At 54.6% G+C, this 15,847-nt stretch carries 15 protein-coding genes; all 15 read right to left on the reverse strand.

All coding sequences use genetic code 11. From position 1 onward, the window contains the following. Positions 1 to 144: 144 nt before the first annotated feature. Positions 145 to 975 carry an epoxyqueuosine reductase gene (locus ALO_RS05960; RefSeq protein WP_004093907.1) on the reverse strand — a complete coding sequence of 277 codons (831 nt, stop codon included), beginning with the start codon at positions 973 to 975 and terminating at the stop codon, positions 145 to 147. Between the two features lie 54 nt (positions 976 to 1,029). After that, the gene (locus ALO_RS05965; RefSeq protein WP_004093909.1) at positions 1,030 to 1,425 is read right to left on the reverse strand and encodes a rhodanese-like domain-containing protein; all 396 of its coding nucleotides are present in this window, start codon (positions 1,423 to 1,425) and stop codon (positions 1,030 to 1,032) included. A gap of 34 nt (positions 1,426 to 1,459) precedes the next feature. Then, positions 1,460 to 3,826: an ATP-dependent DNA helicase gene (locus ALO_RS05970; RefSeq protein WP_004093919.1), complete on the reverse strand. Its 2,367-nt coding sequence runs from the start codon at positions 3,824 to 3,826 to the stop codon at positions 1,460 to 1,462. A gap of 216 nt (positions 3,827 to 4,042) precedes the next feature. After that, the gene (locus ALO_RS05975; protein WP_004093922.1) at positions 4,043 to 4,774 is read right to left on the reverse strand and encodes a DUF4241 domain-containing protein; all 732 of its coding nucleotides are present in this window, start codon (positions 4,772 to 4,774) and stop codon (positions 4,043 to 4,045) included. Between the two features lie 284 nt (positions 4,775 to 5,058). After that, positions 5,059 to 5,652 carry a 5-formyltetrahydrofolate cyclo-ligase gene (locus tag ALO_RS05980; protein WP_004093923.1) on the reverse strand — a complete coding sequence of 198 codons (594 nt, stop codon included), beginning with the start codon at positions 5,650 to 5,652 and terminating at the stop codon, positions 5,059 to 5,061. Positions 5,653 to 5,679: 27 nt separating this feature from the next. Further along, the gene (gene fdhF, locus ALO_RS05985; RefSeq protein WP_083821037.1) at positions 5,680 to 7,809 is read right to left on the reverse strand and encodes a formate dehydrogenase subunit alpha; all 2,130 of its coding nucleotides are present in this window, start codon (positions 7,807 to 7,809) and stop codon (positions 5,680 to 5,682) included. Then, positions 7,809 to 8,420, reverse strand: coding sequence for a 4Fe-4S dicluster domain-containing protein (locus ALO_RS05995; protein WP_004093925.1), 612 nt, complete (start codon positions 8,418 to 8,420; stop codon positions 7,809 to 7,811). Before ALO_RS05995 ends, fdhF begins: the two co-directional genes overlap by 1 nt. Before the next feature lie 35 nt (positions 8,421 to 8,455). After that, the gene (locus ALO_RS06000; protein WP_004093926.1) at positions 8,456 to 8,995 is read right to left on the reverse strand and encodes a 4Fe-4S dicluster domain-containing protein; all 540 of its coding nucleotides are present in this window, start codon (positions 8,993 to 8,995) and stop codon (positions 8,456 to 8,458) included. Positions 8,996 to 9,030: 35 nt separating this feature from the next. After that, positions 9,031 to 10,416, reverse strand: a complete 1,386-nt coding sequence (locus ALO_RS06005; protein WP_004093927.1) for a [FeFe] hydrogenase, group A — start codon at positions 10,414 to 10,416, stop codon at positions 9,031 to 9,033. Between the two features lie 4 nt (positions 10,417 to 10,420). Beyond that, a complete protein-coding gene (locus tag ALO_RS06010) occupies positions 10,421 to 11,011 on the reverse strand; it encodes a 4Fe-4S dicluster domain-containing protein (protein WP_004093928.1) in 591 nt (196 codons plus the stop codon). Between the two features lie 115 nt (positions 11,012 to 11,126). Beyond that, a complete protein-coding gene (locus ALO_RS06015) occupies positions 11,127 to 11,318 on the reverse strand; it encodes a CooT family nickel-binding protein (RefSeq protein ID WP_004093929.1) in 192 nt (63 codons plus the stop codon). 33 nt (positions 11,319 to 11,351) lie between these two features. Then, positions 11,352 to 12,149, reverse strand: a complete 798-nt coding sequence (locus ALO_RS06020; RefSeq protein WP_004093930.1) for a methyltetrahydrofolate cobalamin methyltransferase — start codon at positions 12,147 to 12,149, stop codon at positions 11,352 to 11,354. Between the two features lie 34 nt (positions 12,150 to 12,183). After that, positions 12,184 to 13,158: a CO dehydrogenase/acetyl-CoA synthase subunit delta gene (gene cdhD / locus ALO_RS06025; RefSeq protein WP_004093931.1), complete on the reverse strand. Its 975-nt coding sequence runs from the start codon at positions 13,156 to 13,158 to the stop codon at positions 12,184 to 12,186. A 25-nt stretch (positions 13,159 to 13,183) separates the two neighbouring features. Next, positions 13,184 to 13,936, reverse strand: coding sequence for an ATP-binding protein (locus ALO_RS06030; protein ID WP_004093932.1), 753 nt, complete (start codon positions 13,934 to 13,936; stop codon positions 13,184 to 13,186). A 24-nt stretch (positions 13,937 to 13,960) separates the two neighbouring features. Then, positions 13,961 to 15,823: an ASKHA domain-containing protein gene (locus ALO_RS06035; RefSeq protein ID WP_004093933.1), complete on the reverse strand. Its 1,863-nt coding sequence runs from the start codon at positions 15,821 to 15,823 to the stop codon at positions 13,961 to 13,963. Positions 15,824 to 15,847: the final 24 nt, after the last annotated feature.

Below are 15,847 nucleotides of genomic sequence, written 5' to 3' on the forward strand. Positions count from 1 at the left end.
TTTTTAGTCGTGATCATACATCGCAATAACCTTTCCTTATTTATTCGTACTGTCTTTTTCTCTATCAGAATCGCAAAAGATCTGACTCATAGGAAAGACCCGCTTTCTTGCCTGGAAGCGGGTCTTGTTAACATTCTTTTTTTCTTATTTCGAGATATTTCTTCTTTCTTTTGGTATCCGGTCCTCACAGGGCACGCCGGTCTGACATTTGCCGCAGCCGTAGCGTGGCTTATAGCGGGCCAGCATTGCATCCACATAATCGGAACAAATGGCGTTATCCTTACCGTTCCTGTTAATAGCCTTAGGTGGACAGCGGCGGATACAGGCGCTACAGTGGCTACAGTTGGCGTCAAACTCCTCGTAATCCCGGAGCGTGGGTTCCAGTTTCAGACTGGTAATCACACTGCCCAGGCGGCCGGCGGAGCCCTTTTGGCTAATGAAGGAACGGCTCAGGCTAAAAGTGCCTAAACCGGCTACAAAGCCCACATGCCGCTCTGACCAGTTGCTGCGGCGATTGACCACAGCCATTCGGCTGTCAAGGGCCGGCGCTACAGCCTGGTATCCTTCCTGCTGCAGCCACTCCACCAGAAATTGGCGAAGGGCGTTGTTCATCATTTCCCCTTCGATCCGGGCGTACAGCCACTCAGCGGCAGGCAGGTCCCCTTGCCGGTTGGCAGTCCTTACCCTTTGGCTAAAAGGCAGGAACCAGGAAATAACCGACTGTCCGGCAGGCAGCCATTCCTGCGGCAACAGATGCTGCGGACCGACGACCTCTTCCTCCTTCAGTCTGCCGAACAAGAGGTCATCGGTACTGGCCACTCCTATCAGCGGAGTGTCATAAATGCGCATAGAACTCAATTCCGGCACGATATTTAGGGGGCTTTCCCGCAAGAACCCGGTCAAAGCCTGCTCCACATCCGAAAAATGCATGTCTTTACCCTCCCGTACGATGGTATTGATTTGGCAATTCGCCATTGGTTTATTGCATCCTGCTGCCAAAGCATCAATATCCCGTTCAGTTCTGTTCGGCTATTTTACGACCGGTCCGCGCCAGGAATTCATTCCACCGGTGATATTGTACACATTGCTGAAGCCTTTGGCGCGCAAAAGCTTTGTGCCCTGACTGCTGCGATTGCCGCTGCGGCAGATCAACAGTACTTTTTTATCCTTGGGGATTTCACGCAAACGGCTCTCTAACTGATCCAACGGAATGAGGGGAACCTCCGGAATGTGGCCATCCCGGTATTCCTCCGGAGTCCGTATATCAATAATGGCCGCCTCTTTGTTTTGCCACAGTTCCAAGGCAGTATGAATGGAGACATTGACATCCTCCCGGTTCGCTCCTGTCCTGCCGCAGCCGGCCAGAGCAACGAAAAGCAAAACAGCAGCTAATAGTATAAAGGTAAAAATAAGTGTCTTTCCCATAAAATCCTCCCCAAAAATGATCAGTCTAAAAACGTCATTCTCTTCGCCAAAACTCCCTGGCCCGGCTGACCACTTCCGAAGCGCCCCCCACTCTGGCCACAGGCTTCCACCATTCCGGCAGCAGGGTCCGGTAGATGCCGCGCTGAAATCTCTCGTCCACCAGCAGCACCACACCTTTGTCGGTATCGGTGCGAATTACCCGTCCCGCCGCCTGCATGACTTTGTTCATGCCCGGATAGGTGTAGGCGTAGTCAAAACCCTGACTATTTTGGCTCTGATAGTAACTTCTGATAATCTCCCGTTCCAGGCAGACCTGGGGCAGGCCTACGCCTACAATTATTGTTCCGGACAGGCGTTCTCCCGTCAGGTCGATACCTTCGCCGAAAATCCCGCCCATAACGGCGAATCCTATCAGGGTTTCGGACTGATCCGGCACAAATTGCGCCAGATATTGCTCCCGTTCCGACTCCGGCATCCCCGCTTCCTGGAGGATAGTCCGAACAGAAGGGTATTGAGCGGCAAAGCGGGCGGCGATTTCATTCATATATTGATAGGAAGGAAAGTACACCAGGTAATTGCCCTGTTTTTGGCCCGTCAGAGCGGCGATCAGGCCGGTTACTCCGTCATAGGTGAACTCACGGGCTTTGAAGGTGGTCTGAATCCGGTCGGCCACCATAACCATCAGGTTTTCCCGGGGAAAGGGGGAGCCGGCTTTGATCCGGTAATCGTCCGGGTCCCCGCCCAGAGTAGTAAAGAAATAATCCAAGGGGGTCAATGTGGCGGAGAAGTAGACTGCCGCTCTTCCTTGAAGCAGAGCCTGCCGCAGCAAATGGGACGGATCGATGCAAAATAATTTCAGGGATAAATCGGCGCCTTTTTTTTCGATATAGGTCACATACCGCTTATCATAGAGATCGGTAACCCGCAGAAACCAGGTTATGGCGAAATACAGCTCCAACAGTTTTTCCCGGTATGGCGCCGATTGGTTGCGGACCAGCCATTCATCGGTCTTTTGCACCACCCGCCATAAAGGGGTCAGAAGATCCGGGGGAAAATCCGGCTGAACCAGAGAGTCCGCCCCCTGCGCTTCACAGCGTTTCCTTAAATCGATAAAACAGTTGTTCACCCCCTGAAGGGCTTTAGACAGGGAAGGATTGTCACTTTGGACCAGCCGTTTCATTTCCAGCACTGATCCTTTGTCCAGACAGGCCGAGAACATTTCTCTGGCCCGTTCGGGCAGGTTGTGGGCTTCATCCGCTAAAAAGCAATAGCTGCCGCCGGTTTCACTAAAAAACCGTTTCAGGGACACCCGGGGGTCAAAGACATAATTATAATCGCAGATAATGCAGTCAGCCCACAGAGCCAGATCAAGCGACAGCTCAAAGGGGCAGACCCGGTGCTGCCTGGCGCAGGCCTCAATAGCCTGACGGGAAAATTCCTGTAAAGGGAAAATAGCCTCAAGAGCCTGGTTGACCCGGTCAAAATGGCCGGCGGCATACTCGCATTCATCCCCGTTGCAGCCTGCGCCGGGGGTAAAGCAGATCTTGTCTTTAGCGGTAAGGCACAAAGATTTTAGAACCAGTCCTCTGTCCTTAAGTTTAGCCAGCCCTTGTACCGCCACTTCCTGAGTGACGGTTTTAGCCGTCAGGTAAAAGATCTTTTCAATCTGCCCTTCCCCCAAAGCCTTAACAGCCGGAAACAGTGCCGCCAGGGTCTTGCCGGTGCCGGTGGGTGCCTGAGCGAACAGCTTTCGGCCTCCCAGGATGGTCTTATAGACGGCCACAGCCAGCTCGCGCTGGCCTTTACGATAGGATGAATAGGGGAAATCCAGGCTGCGGCTGGTCTTATTCCGCTGGCTTTGATGCGCCTCAAGGGTTCTGGCCCAAGCAAGATAACGGTCAGAAAGATCCTCAAAAAATAATTTCAGCTGTTCAAAAGTGAACTCCTGCCGGAACTGGAGGATTTCCCTGGTCTCAATGTGGCTGTAGGTAAGCTGTACCCGAATGATTTCCAGGCTGTTCTGGGCAGCGTAGATATAGGCGTAGCACTTGGCCTGAGCCCAATACAGCGGATTGTCCTCTTCCCGGATTTCCCCCAGTTCTCTGGCTGTGCTTTTAATCTCATCCACCGTCACGCCGTCCCGGCCGGTGATAATCCCGTCAGCCCGGCCGCTAATTTCCAGAACCAAACCGTCAGCTTCCCGGCGAAACGACAGGCTTACCTCTTGGCGGTATTCTTCCGGCTGGTCTTTCTGTACCCTTTTGTGGGCCTTAATTCCTTCCAGTGCCCGGGACCCGCCGGCAAAGCCGGAGGTCAAATCCCCGGAGCGCAGAATGAATTCCACCAGGGTACGGACGGAAACCTTTATTGCTTGTATGGATTGGTTGCCTGTCGTTGTCATACTTCATCCTTTTTCATCGCTGGATTTTGCCGTACTCTTAACAGCAACCGGGGTATGGGCAATACTGCCTACCGATTCTATCTTCTATATCTCTATATTACACAATTAATTCCCTAGAGACTAGCGTTTTAAGCTGTCGGCAAATAAATTAAAGGAGCATTTAATGTCAGTTAAATACTCCTTTAACAGCAACTGCAATGTGCAGGTATATAAAAGTTACTTGATAGGATCAGCTGGGGGCGAGCCAAACACCATAAAATCAACCACTAGGCTGCATATCTCACCCTGGGCGTCGATTCCCCAGTAGCAGGGATAATAACCGTCCCCGAAACCGGAGTGGAACATGACCACATTGTGCTTTTGATTTTCGGCGCCTGGCACTGCAAAGTTCAGCCAGTCTCCAATATCATGGGGATCGGACGGGTCTTTGGCGTTGGCCTTAAAGGCCGGATCAAAAAAATCATCATAGATGTTGTCCTGGGGATGAGAGGCATAGAATTCCCTGACAAACTGAATATAGGCTTCCTGGGCTCTGGAATCGCAAAAGCAGCCTAAGCCGGCGTCAACGGGAAAACCGAAATAATCGTCCTCATGTTTTAAGTCATTGATATCATTTTCATCCGTCAGGGCCATTTCCCATTTTACTGGCAGTTGATCGGAGAATTTGACCATTACGGCGGCATAGCGTTCTCCCATATCTTCCGTTGACGCCACACTGACGATCACATCGTAGTCGCCGGGTTTTACTGTCTTGATAAAGGGCAGGCTCACGCTTAAATAGACCAGCGGGTCAGCCGCGACAATTTTGCCGGAAGCAAGATGCAGTTTGCCCACGGGCAATTGTTCAACGGCGATTCCGTCTATTTGTTGAGCTGTAAAAAACTGCGTGTAGTCGATTTTGGCCAAAGGCCCTGCAATATTTTTTTTGCCAAATAGATCTCCAAACATGCCTATTCCTCCCTTTACTGCATACTTTCGTTAAACTCCGAAATCTACTATAACTCTTTCTTTTTTGACAATTATCCACCTTTCTCCTTTTCCCTTGAGACCTTTTTCCTAAAGAGAAGCGAAGTTTATTGGGATAGGGAAAAAATAAGTCACTTTCAGGTAAGCAGCAAGACGCCTGGACTGGCCTGAGTCTGAAAAGTGACATTTCCCAAGTCTACAACAAAATACAAAGCGGCAGAAACGCTATCGCCTTTTCCGCCGCTTTGTTCAAGGGACAATATTTTTTATTGACCGTCACGGGAATCACAGGACAAAAAGCCGCCTTCGTTCAGCAGATATTGCATCCGCACATCATGTTTCTCTGCGGGAAGGCTGTCAACCAACTGAAACTGCCAGGCCAGCCCCAGCCGGATGCACTGCGGGGTCTGTGGTAAAAAGCGGTCATAATAGCCGGCCCCCATCCCCAGCCGGTTGCCGCTGCGGTCAAAGGCCACAGCCGGCACCACGACCAGGTCGATAGCGGCAGGCGATATGATTCGCGCTTTATCCGGGTCGGGCATTTTCAGCTCCAGCTTGCCGGTCACCAGATCATCCAGACCTGTGATCTCGGCCGCAGTCATTTCCCCGTATTTTTCCCCCAGCAGCGGTACACATACCCGCTTATGCCGCCCCAGAGCGTCCTGAATCATCTGCTCGGTTTGAGGTTCATCGGGCATGGCCAGATAGAACATCACCATTGCGCTCTTTTGATACACCGGCCATGAACAGAAAAAGGCAGTTATCTGTTCACTCCCTGCAGCCACTGTCTGGGCCGAGCGGCGACGGCGTTCTTCCCGCATGTACCGACGCAGCTGTTGCTTTGCTTCCTGCAACTCCATGATGTCACCTCTTTTGAAAAAATGGGTCTAACACAGCATTTGCTTTTTGATTTTGTCGTATTCCACGATAACATATTGCTCTGCCCAGCGCTGATCAGCGATCTTATCCACTCTGACGGCGCAATACTTGTACTCGGGGGTTTTGGAAATGGGGTCCAGATGGTCAACGGTCAGCTCGTTGCAAGCGCCGACCCACCAGTGATAGGTCATGTACACGGCCCCGGCATTGATCCGCTCACTGGCCATGACCCGGGCCATCACCTTCCCCCGCCGGGAGGATACCCATACCAGGTCCTGATCCTCCAGTGCAAGACGCCCGGCATCCTCCAGGCTCATTTGCACATAGCCGGGTTCATCGGCCAGCTGCTGCAAAGCGGCGCAGTTGCCGGTCATGGTCCGGGCGGAGTAGTGGCCGGCCTCCCTGACAGTAGACAGGATAAGGGGATACTTTTCATCCGGCAGTTCCCGGGGCGGCCGCCATTCAGCGGCGAACAGCCTGCCTTTGCCGCTGGGGGTATCAAACCGGTTGCCCTTGTACAGATAAGGGGTTCCCGGATGATCTTCCGAAGGGCAGGGCCACTGGATGCTTCCCAGTTCATCCAGACGCTTGTAGCTGGCGCCAGCGAAGCTGGGACACAGATGCCGCATCTCATCCCAGATCTCTTCGGTATTATTATACCTCATAGGATAGCCCATGGCAGTAGCTACTAAGGAAATAATCTCCCAGTCAGGTTTGACGTCGCCTTTAGGCTCTATAGCCTTGTGGAAATGCTGAAAACCCCGGTCAGCAGCAGAGTAGACTCCTTCATGTTCGCCCCATGAGGTAGCCGGCAAAATCACATGGGCGTGCAAAGCAGTCTTATTCATAAAGATATCCTGAACCACGACCAGGTCCATACTGTCAAGGGCTTCCCGCACGGCGGCGGCGTCCGGGTCACTCTGCACCGGATCTTCGCCGAAAATATAGTAGGCCTTGATTTTACCCTCCCTGGCTAAATGGGGCACTTCCGTCAGATGATATCCCGGCTTGGCGGGAAGGTCCTCCACTCCCCAGGCTGCCGCGAATTTCTGACGGACCTTTTCGTCGGTGACCGGCTGGTAGCCTGGGAAGACGTTGGGCAACGCGCCATGATCGCAGGCTCCCTGCACGTTATTTTGCCCCCGCACCGGACCGATTCCCACATTGGGCCGGCCAAAGTTACCGGTTAACAGCGGCAGGGCCGCCAGTCCCTTGACCACATCCACCGCCTGACCGTAATGGGTCACCCCCATGCCGTAGAGGATAAAGGCGCTGGAGGCCGCGGCATAGATGCGCATGGCCTTACGGATATCCCCGGCGGGGATGCCTGTAATTTGAGCCGCATACTCCGGTGTATATTTTGCTACCATGGTCCGGTATTCGTCAAAGCCTTCGGTGTATTTTTCGACATAGTCCTGATTATAGAGCCCTTCCTCGACGAGAACATGGCCAAAGGCATTGACCAGGGCCATATTGGTGCCGTTTTTGATGGGCAGCCACAGGTCGGCAATCCGCGCCGACTCGGTAAGCCGGGGATCCGTCACCACGATTTTGGCGCCTTTCTGCTTGGCGTTCACGATGCGGCGGGCCACAATCGGGTGAGAATCGGCGGCATTATAGCCAAAGACAAATACGCACTTGGTATCTTCTATTTCCGGAATCGAATTGGACATCGCCCCGTTTCCCAGTGTGTAGGCCAGACCGGCCACAGAGGGAGCGTGTCAGACACGGGCGCAGTGATCAATATTATTGGTGCCGATCACTGCCCGAACAAATTTCTGCATGCAATAGTTGGCCTCATTGCCCGGCCCCCTGGCCGATCCAGTGGCCATAATCGCGTCAGGACCGTATTTTGCCTTGATTTCCTGCAGTTTGCCGGCCACGAAGCCAATGGCTTCCTGCCAGGATACCGGCACAAAGTCGCCATTTTTCTTCAGCAGAGGCTTAGTCAGCCGGGAAGTCAGCCGCCTGGTGTCATTCAAAAAATCCCAGCCGTAACGCCCTTTCAGGCACAAAGTGCTTTCATTTGTGCGGCCGGGAGCCGGTTCGGCGCCGGTGATCGCCCCGTTGTCCACTGTTAAGTAGATTTTACAGCCAGCCCCGCAATAGGGACAGACTGTCAGTACTTTGCTAGCCATCAACTCAACCTCCCTGGCGCCGGTGCATGCTCCGCCGCCTGCGGCGGCAGGCGCGACAATTCGACTGCACAGGCCTTTCTTCTTTGCTTGGCATATAGAGATAATGTCTGGCCGGCGACGGGTTTAAATGCTTGGGTGGGACAGACGCCGGCGCAGGCCGGGCCTTCGGGCCGCTCCCGGCATAAATCGCATTTATAGGCTACCAGTTTTTCTTTGGAACGGCCACCGGCGGCATCTACCACTTTCAGGCCCTCCTGCAGCACTGTTTCGCCCTGCATCACCTGGGGCGCCAGCTCCATGACGCCGAAGGGACAGGCCAACAGGCAGCTCTTGCAGCCAATACAGGCCTCTCCTTTGACCTGAATGCTGTGATGTTTATTAATGATCGCGCCTGTGGGGCAAACGTTGGCGCAGGGAGCGTCCTCACACTGGCGGCATTGGACCGGGACTGTGACGGCCGCAATTTTAACCACCTTGAGCCGCGGATGGAAGTCCTGGTCCAGGGTCCCGGCGATAAGGGCATCCTTAGCTGCATGGGCCAGGGCGCAGGCAATTTCACAGGTCCGGCAGCCGATACATTTATCGGGGTCAGCTACGAGAAAATCATTCACCCGAATTCCCCCTTTGTCGGTATTGGCAGGACTTGTTAACGTCTGCCGCGGCAAAGACCCCTAATGATCCGCGCGGCTTCCAGATTCTTTTCCCGCCTTTCTTGCAGCGGTTCAACCAAACGCAGCGCCTTTTCCGGGCAGGATTCCACACAAACCGGCCCCTGATCCCGTCCCCGGCAAAGGTCGCATTTGTCAGCAACCCAGCTCGGGCGCAGACTGCCTGCTCCTCCCTGCCTCTTCGGCGCCAACCGAATCGCACCGAAAGGACAGGCCAGCACACAGTCCGGACAACTTTGGCAGAAAGCAGTATCCACCCGGACCCGGCCATCACAAAACCGTACGGCTCCCCGGGTGCAGCTCCCGGCACAGGGAGCGCCCTCGCACTGCCGGCATGATTCCGCTGTACCCCCGGCCTGCGTCCGCCTGATCCATATCTTGGGCAAAACCGGACCGGTTGCCGTACCGGCTGTCTTTCCCTCTGGATGATGCCAGGCATGGCAGGCCACTTCACAGGTCTTACAGCCGGTACACCGGCTCTGGTCAGCTATGATAAAGGACAGCAGATGCTGCTTCATACTTTGCCCCCTAAGCTCCGCACCTAGATTGTCGCTCATTCCTCCTGGCGCCGGGACGTATAATGGGTATGTAACAGATGATGCGATTCTGAACCCAGGGGCTTTCCCAGGAAGGCTTCATATAACTTTTGAATTTCAGGGTTGTCATGGGATTTTCTGAGAGATAACGCCGCATCGTGGTTATAAATGCTGCCCTTCCGGCCGGCGTAGGCAGCAGGCTTGTCGCCCGGGATCAGTACCTTGGGTTGGCCGCCGCCGCTGACACAGCCGACGGGACAAGTCATAACCTCTATGAAATGGAAGTCCGCCTTGCCGGCCTTGACCTGTTCCAAAAGTTCCCGGACATGTTTTAGTCCGGCCACAACGACTACTTTCAGTTCCAAGTCCCCCAGCTTCACAGCCGCTTTTCTGACTCCTTCCCCGCCGCGGACGGTTGTAAAATCCAGTTCAGGCAAGGACTGACCCGTGACCCATTCGTAAGCGGTCCTCAAGGCAGCTTCCATGACGCCGCCGGTAACGCCGAAAATGGCGCCGGCGCCGGTATAAGTCCCTAAGGGCTTATCGAATTCGGCTTCCGTCAACTTGTCAAAATCAATGCCGGCATCCTTCAACAGCTGGGCCAATTCCCGGGTGGTCAGTACGGCATCCACGTCATGGTAACCGCTAGCCGCCATTTCCGGCCGTTCACACTCAAATTTTTTACAGGTACAGGGCATCACCGACAGGCTGTAGACCCTGGCCGGCTCCACTTCGTCCAGCTTGGCGCCGAAGGTTTTAAACAGGGCCCCCGCCATCTGCTGCGGCGACTTGCAGCTGGAGAGATGGGGAATGAGTTCGGGATAGGTATCTTCCACATATTTCACCCAGGCAGGACAGCAGGAGGTAAACATGGGCATTCTGCCGCCCTGAGTCAGCCGCTGCACCAGTTCGGAGCTCTCTTCCATGATTGTCAGGTCAGCCGCAAAGTTTGTGTCATAAATCCGGTCAAAACCGGCTGTTTTTAAGGCCGCCGCCATTTTACCGGGAGTCAGGCTGCCCAGAGGCAGGCCGAACTCTTCGGCAATAGCCACCCGCACTGCCGGCGCGCACTGAACGATCTTAAACAGGCCGGGATCAGCCAGAGCCGCTTTCACCCGGGGCGCATCCCCCCGGTTATAGGCCGCAAATAAGGGTTCCCGCACTGATGGCAGCAACCCGCGTTCGGCCAGTTTTTGCTCCCGGGGCGCAATCTCTTCGTCAAAAATAGAAGCATAAGCGCTGCAGATCTGAACGCACTGGCCACAGACAATACATCGTTCCCGGCTGATCGTATGGGGCTGGCCTTTTTCGCCTTCAATGGCATCAACCGGACAGACCTGGACACAACGCCGGCAGCCGGTACAAAGTTCCCGGTCAATGTGAATGAATGGGACTACCGCCATATTGTCAGCCTCCCATAAAACTTTTCATGGAATGCAGCAGATTGAGAGCCGCTTCCCGGTTGCGCCTTTTTTGGTCTTTTGGCGGATAAATCACCGTCAGAGCCTTCTCCGGACAGGCTTCCACGCAAGCCAGCCCGCCGTCGCGATCATGGCACAGGTCGCATTTATTGGCCACAATCCATTCTTTGTCCCGAAGACCGGCCTGACTTTCCACCTTCAGGGCACTCTGACTGACCGGCTTGCCGCCGCGATACACAGGCACCAGATCAATCGCCCCAAAGGGGCAAGCCAGCATGCAGGTCTTGCAGCCGATACAGGTATCGGCGTCGATCAGAATGGTGTGATGGGTCTGAGTAATCGCCGCCACCGGACAGGCATTGGCGCAGGGAGCATCTTCACAGTGACGGCATTGGACCGGCACGGTCACTTCCGGTGTCTTAACCAGGTACAATCTGGGAATGACCGGCGCCGTCAGCGTTCCGACCGTGGCCCCCGATTGATCGGAATGAGCTACCGAGCAGGCTAGCTCGCAAACCCGGCAGCCGATACATTTTGCAGGATCAGCCGTGACAAACGCATTTAATTTGTTGTCCACCCTATGGCCTCCCCTCATATTGATTGATCAGTCGGCTGAATCGCCAAGCGCCGATTGGCAGTCCTGCGAAAGCCGTTTGTTCCGGCTCCCGCTGATGACTGCCAATCAGCTGATTTTACTCGTTTCCTTCGAGAATAATCCGATGATCCACCAGCAGTAACTCTTTAATTTTACCTTTAACGATTTTCTGCTGGCCGAAAATATTCCGCAAATGCACTTCTGTTCCGGTAGGAACCACATAAAGCACATCTTCCATGATCAATTTTTCTTTGCCGTTTTCATACAGATAGGCGTTGGATTCGCACATGATTTTATCCTTCCCTCGTTCTTCTTATCAAAATCAATGAGCGGAATGCTGCCGGAATACCTTTTGGTAGGAATCGCAGTAGATGTCTTTATTGAGGATCAGCCGGGCCGTGGCAATAGCATCCACCATCGGGTCATCCATCACGTCCATAATGGCCGAATCCAGACCGGCGCCCATGGCCATAACGGCAAAAGTACGGTTGATCAGCGGGCGATGAGGGGTTTTCTGGGATACATTGCTCAGACCGATGGTGGTCCGAGGCGCCGGATTGGACAGGGTTTTAATCTGGCGCAGGGTCTCCAGGACCTCAATAGCATGTTCCTGGCCTACGTTGACCGGCAGACAGATGGGGTCCAGGTAGAGGTCTTCAAAAGGCAGACCGTAGGCATCGGCATTGGCCACCAGTTCCATGGCAAAGGCTGTCCGGTCTTCGGCGCTTTTAGGCACGCCCTTGTTGGTCATGCACAAGCCGATGAGAGCGGCCTTATGTTCCACCGCCAGCGGGAACAGCCGGTCGATTTCCGCCTGTTCGCATTTGCAGGAGTTGATCATGCCCGGTCGCTTGAGGACTTTCAAGGCGGCTTCAATGGCGTCAAAGTTAGTGCAGTCCAGACACAGGGGCAGGTCAGTGACTTCCTGGACCGCCTGGGCCATCCAGGGCAGGGTTTTCACCTGATCTTCAGCATTAGGCCCGGTGTTCACATCCAGGTAGTGGGCCCCCGCCGCCTCCTGTTTTTGGGCCCATTCCTGCAGCGGTTTAGGATCCCATTCGATTACGGCTTTGCCAATATCCTTAAACATCCCGTTAATTCTCTCACCAATTAGGATCATATATGCTCCTCCTTTTATTCATTGTACGAAAGTCTTATACTGCCTGCGGCACCATCAGCTCGGCGATATTTTTCCGCACTAACTCAATCGCTTCCGGGTGGCGCATAATCAGGATATGAACGCCGCCTTGCAGAAGAGCGGTAGCAGTCATAGCTTCCCAGAGGATGCCCCGCTCAGCCTGGTCTCCCCAAGCCGGGAAGTCGCTGTGAGGGGCATTGGCCTCTTTGGCTCTCCAGGCTTCGTAGCCCACGCTGGCGATAATCGGCGTGGACAGCATCCGGTCGCCCTGCAGCGCCCCCAGACGGCCCCGTTCCAGAATGGAATAAGTATACTCAATGCCGTATCCCAGTCCGCCGGCGCCCGGATCAACCACGATCTTATCCAGGGGCAGACCCATTTCGGTAATCAGGATGTTCAGCTGTTTGCAGATATTAATATCGCAGGGAGTCAGGGCAATGACATTATGCTTGTGGACCATAGCCGCCGCCACTATGGACTTGTAGTTTTCCTGCTCCGCCACGCCGAGAAGCAGGTTTTCGCCGCTGGTTGCCTCTGCCACTAAGGGCATGACCTGATTGTCTTTTTCTTCATTGCCGCAGCCTGATACAATAAGGGGTACGCCCACTGCCGCCAGCACGTCTTTAACGATTTTGACGCATTCCTCGGGACTGTGATTTTCCAGGTCCGGGTCAGCCCCGGCCAGTTTCAGATAGATCACTTCCGCCCCGTATTGTTCGACGCATTTCTTGGCCCAGGCTGCAGGATTGGCCACCACATCGGCAAAGGGAGCCTTCACGACTTCATTCCACTGTTCCGGCACCCGGCTTTGTACCTCCATAGCAATCACCGGTTTGTAAGGAAACTCTCCTTCAAATTGCAAAAAGGGCAGGGCTGTATCGCCGCCCACTGTCACTACGCTGGTCCGGGTCCCTCCTTGTTCTTTGGTGGCGCCCAGAACCACAGAAGTAATTTTTCCTGAATTTCTTTCTTTAAGAATTTGCAGGGCCATAGTCATGCTCCTCTCTCACTTATTCCTATAAATTTACTTTGTCGCAAATGGCATTAACCGCTGTCACGGCCGGAGAATCCTCCGGCAGGTCGAATAAAGGCTTGCTCTCCAGATCATAGCGTACGATGCAGGCGTCATAGGGGATCACTCCGATGAGAGTCAGACCGGTGGCGGCGATTTCCGCCTGTAAGGCTTCCAGGTCCCCGGTCTGGTTCTTGGTCACGATGAGATAGATCTCCTTGATCCGGGAGCTTAAACTCCGGACCAGGCTGTGGACCCGGCCCGCCGAGCGGATGCCTCTGGCTGAGGTATCGCTGACAATAAACAAAATATCCACAGCGCTGGTCACCCGGCGACTGATATGTTCCATGCCGGCTTCATTGTCCATAATGGTATAATTATAACCGTCACTCAAATTCTCCAGGTGCTTGCGCAGGATGTTATTGGGGAAACAATAGCATCCTGGCCCGTCAGGCCCGCCCATGACCAGTAAATCCACGTCCTTGGTCTCGACCAGAGCTGACTGCAGTTTGTACTGGATAAAAGTTTCCTGGGTCATGCCCGCCGGCAGGCCTTCAGCAGATTTGGTCCGGGCAATGACCTCGGAGATGGTTTCTCCCAGTTTCAATCCCAGAGCTTCGTTTAAATTGGCATTGGGATCGGCATCCACCGCTAAAATAGGTCCTTTTTTCTTTTCAATCAGGTAGCGGATCAGTAAGGAAGTAAACGTGGTTTTACCGGTGCCGCCCTTGCCGGCTACTGCAATTTGTCGTGTCATGATATGTCTGCCTCCCCGATTCTATTACTTGTCGATAGACGGAAACAAAGTCAGGTCTGTATGGGGCAAAAACAGCGCCGCCATGAATTCTTCCATAAAGCCATTCCCCAGGGATAATTCCAGGTAGGTCATTCGCCGGGCCAGATCTTCGGCGGCGACAACAGCCCCTGAGGAAACTAAGGCAGTATAAGCGCCTTTGACTGAGGTATTGCCGAGGAAATGATATTTTTCCGGCGCAACATCCGGCAGCAGTCCGATCTCTACGGCCGCCGCCACATTGAGGCAATTGCCGAATCCGCCGGCAATACAGATCCTTTCGATGGAGTCCAGTTCCAGGTCCACCGCCTTGAGCAGGCTGCGCAGGCCGGCATACACAGCGCCTTTGGCCCGCAGCAGATTTTTCACGTCAGCCTCAGTGATGACGATATCCCGACCACCGGCTGTCTCACCTGCCCAGACCAGCACATACTCCATGCCGCCGTCGGACCGGCGCAGCCGGGGCGTGGCCAGATCCTGAATCTTTCCGGCCCGGTCAATGATCCCGGTCTGGCGCATGGCCGACAGGGCATTAATGAGGCCGGAGCCGCAGATTCCCACCGGTTTAGCGCCGTCAATGGCAAAACAGGTGACTTCATAAGTTGCCGGGTCGATGCTAATCCCCTCAATGGCTCCCGGCATGGCTCGCATGCCGTCGGTGATGCCGGCGCCTTCGAAAGCCGGGCCGGCGGAGCAGGCGCAGGTCACGATCCAGTCCTGGTTGCCCAGTGCCATCTCCCCGTTGGTGCCGATGTCGAGGAAGAGAGTTAATGCTTCTGACTCGGTCATGCCATTAATCAGAGAACCGGCGACGATATCGCCGCCCACATAGCTGGCCACTGCCGGAAAGGCATAAACCAAGGCCTGTGGATGAACCGTCAGCCCCAGTTCCCCCGCTATTAGGACAGGAAAGCTGCTGACTGCCGGCACATAAGGCTCCAGCCGGATATAGCGGGGCTGAATGCCAAAAATCAAATGGGTCATGGTGGTGTTCGCCGCCACGGTAACCGCCTTGATCTCTCTGGACTGAATCCCCTGGCGGCTGATTAGGTCTTGAATCAAACCGTTCATGGTGTCCAGCACGGCCTGCTGTAGGTCCGCCAGTCCATTTTCCTGCTCATCGGCGTAGATGATACGGCTGATCACATCATCGCCGAACTGAGCTTGTTTGTTGTGGGTTCCCGCCTGGCCGGCAACAGTGCCGGAAGCTAAATCTACCAGATAAACCGCCACCGTGGTGGTTCCCACATCCACGGCGATTCCCCAGGAGCCGGGGGCAGCATCACCGGCGGGAACCTCCAGGCCGATCAGCCGGGCAGAATCGCCAACGATCCCGTAAGTCAGGTCCAGACGCCAGTTATTGCGCCGCAACAGGTCCGGCAGGGAACGGATCTGCTCCAGTTCCAGCCCGGCCAGCTGCAAGCCGGTGGCTCTGGCAAAGGCCAGGCAAAGCCGGTCCAGGTCATTGCCGGGATCAGTCAGGCTGGGAGGAACAACCTCCAGCCTAACGGTCCGGCACAGAGGTTTAAGAGGAAATGAGGCTGGCAATGCCGGCGCACCGGCCAGCAATACCTGATGTCCGTTTAGCCGGGAAGAAGCCGGTATTTCCACCACCGGATCATCCAGTACCAGTGTCTGGCAGGCAGCCACCCATCCGTCCTGAGTCGGCTGGTCCTGGTAATCTACCGAACCTTTGACCACCTTTACCCGGCATTTACCGCAGCTGCCTTTGCCGCCGCAGCTGGCTTTCATTTCAATGCCAGCCTGGCGGGCCGCTGTCAGGAGATCCGTTCCTTTATCCACTTCTAACCGGATGTTGTCAGGCTGAAACAGTACGGTGCATTGTTGCATAGCAGCCACCCTCACATATGTTAT

Origin of the sequence: Acetonema longum DSM 6540, from assembly GCF_000219125.1 — a bacterium.
In the GTDB taxonomy this organism is placed as follows: Bacteria; Bacillota; Negativicutes; order Sporomusales; family Acetonemataceae; genus Acetonema; species Acetonema longum.

What these genes read in the sequence shown, in the direction of transcription:
- ALO_RS05960 (WP_004093907.1), bottom strand. Translation starts at nt 975, where the DNA reads ATGGCGAATTGCCAAATCAATACCATCGTACGGGAGGGTAAAGACATG.
- ALO_RS05965 (WP_004093909.1), bottom strand. Translation starts at nt 1,425, where the DNA reads ATGGGAAAGACACTTATTTTTACCTTTATACTATTAGCTGCTGTTTTG.
- ALO_RS05970 (WP_004093919.1), bottom strand. Translation starts at nt 3,826, where the DNA reads ATGACAACGACAGGCAACCAATCCATACAAGCAATAAAGGTTTCCGTC.
- ALO_RS05975 (WP_004093922.1), bottom strand. Translation starts at nt 4,774, where the DNA reads ATGTTTGGAGATCTATTTGGCAAAAAAAATATTGCAGGGCCTTTGGCC.
- ALO_RS05980 (WP_004093923.1), bottom strand. Translation starts at nt 5,652, where the DNA reads ATGGAGTTGCAGGAAGCAAAGCAACAGCTGCGTCGGTACATGCGGGAA.
- ALO_RS06000 (WP_004093926.1), bottom strand. Translation starts at nt 8,995, where the DNA reads ATGAAGCAGCATCTGCTGTCCTTTATCATAGCTGACCAGAGCCGGTGT.
- ALO_RS06005 (WP_004093927.1), bottom strand. Translation starts at nt 10,416, where the DNA reads ATGGCGGTAGTCCCATTCATTCACATTGACCGGGAACTTTGTACCGGC.
- ALO_RS06015 (WP_004093929.1), bottom strand. Translation starts at nt 11,318, where the DNA reads ATGTGCGAATCCAACGCCTATCTGTATGAAAACGGCAAAGAAAAATTG.
- ALO_RS06020 (WP_004093930.1), bottom strand. Translation starts at nt 12,149, where the DNA reads ATGATCCTAATTGGTGAGAGAATTAACGGGATGTTTAAGGATATTGGC.
- cdhD (WP_004093931.1), bottom strand. Translation starts at nt 13,158, where the DNA reads ATGGCCCTGCAAATTCTTAAAGAAAGAAATTCAGGAAAAATTACTTCT.
- ALO_RS06030 (WP_004093932.1), bottom strand. Translation starts at nt 13,936, where the DNA reads ATGACACGACAAATTGCAGTAGCCGGCAAGGGCGGCACCGGTAAAACC.
- ALO_RS06035 (WP_004093933.1), bottom strand. Translation starts at nt 15,823, where the DNA reads ATGCAACAATGCACCGTACTGTTTCAGCCTGACAACATCCGGTTAGAA.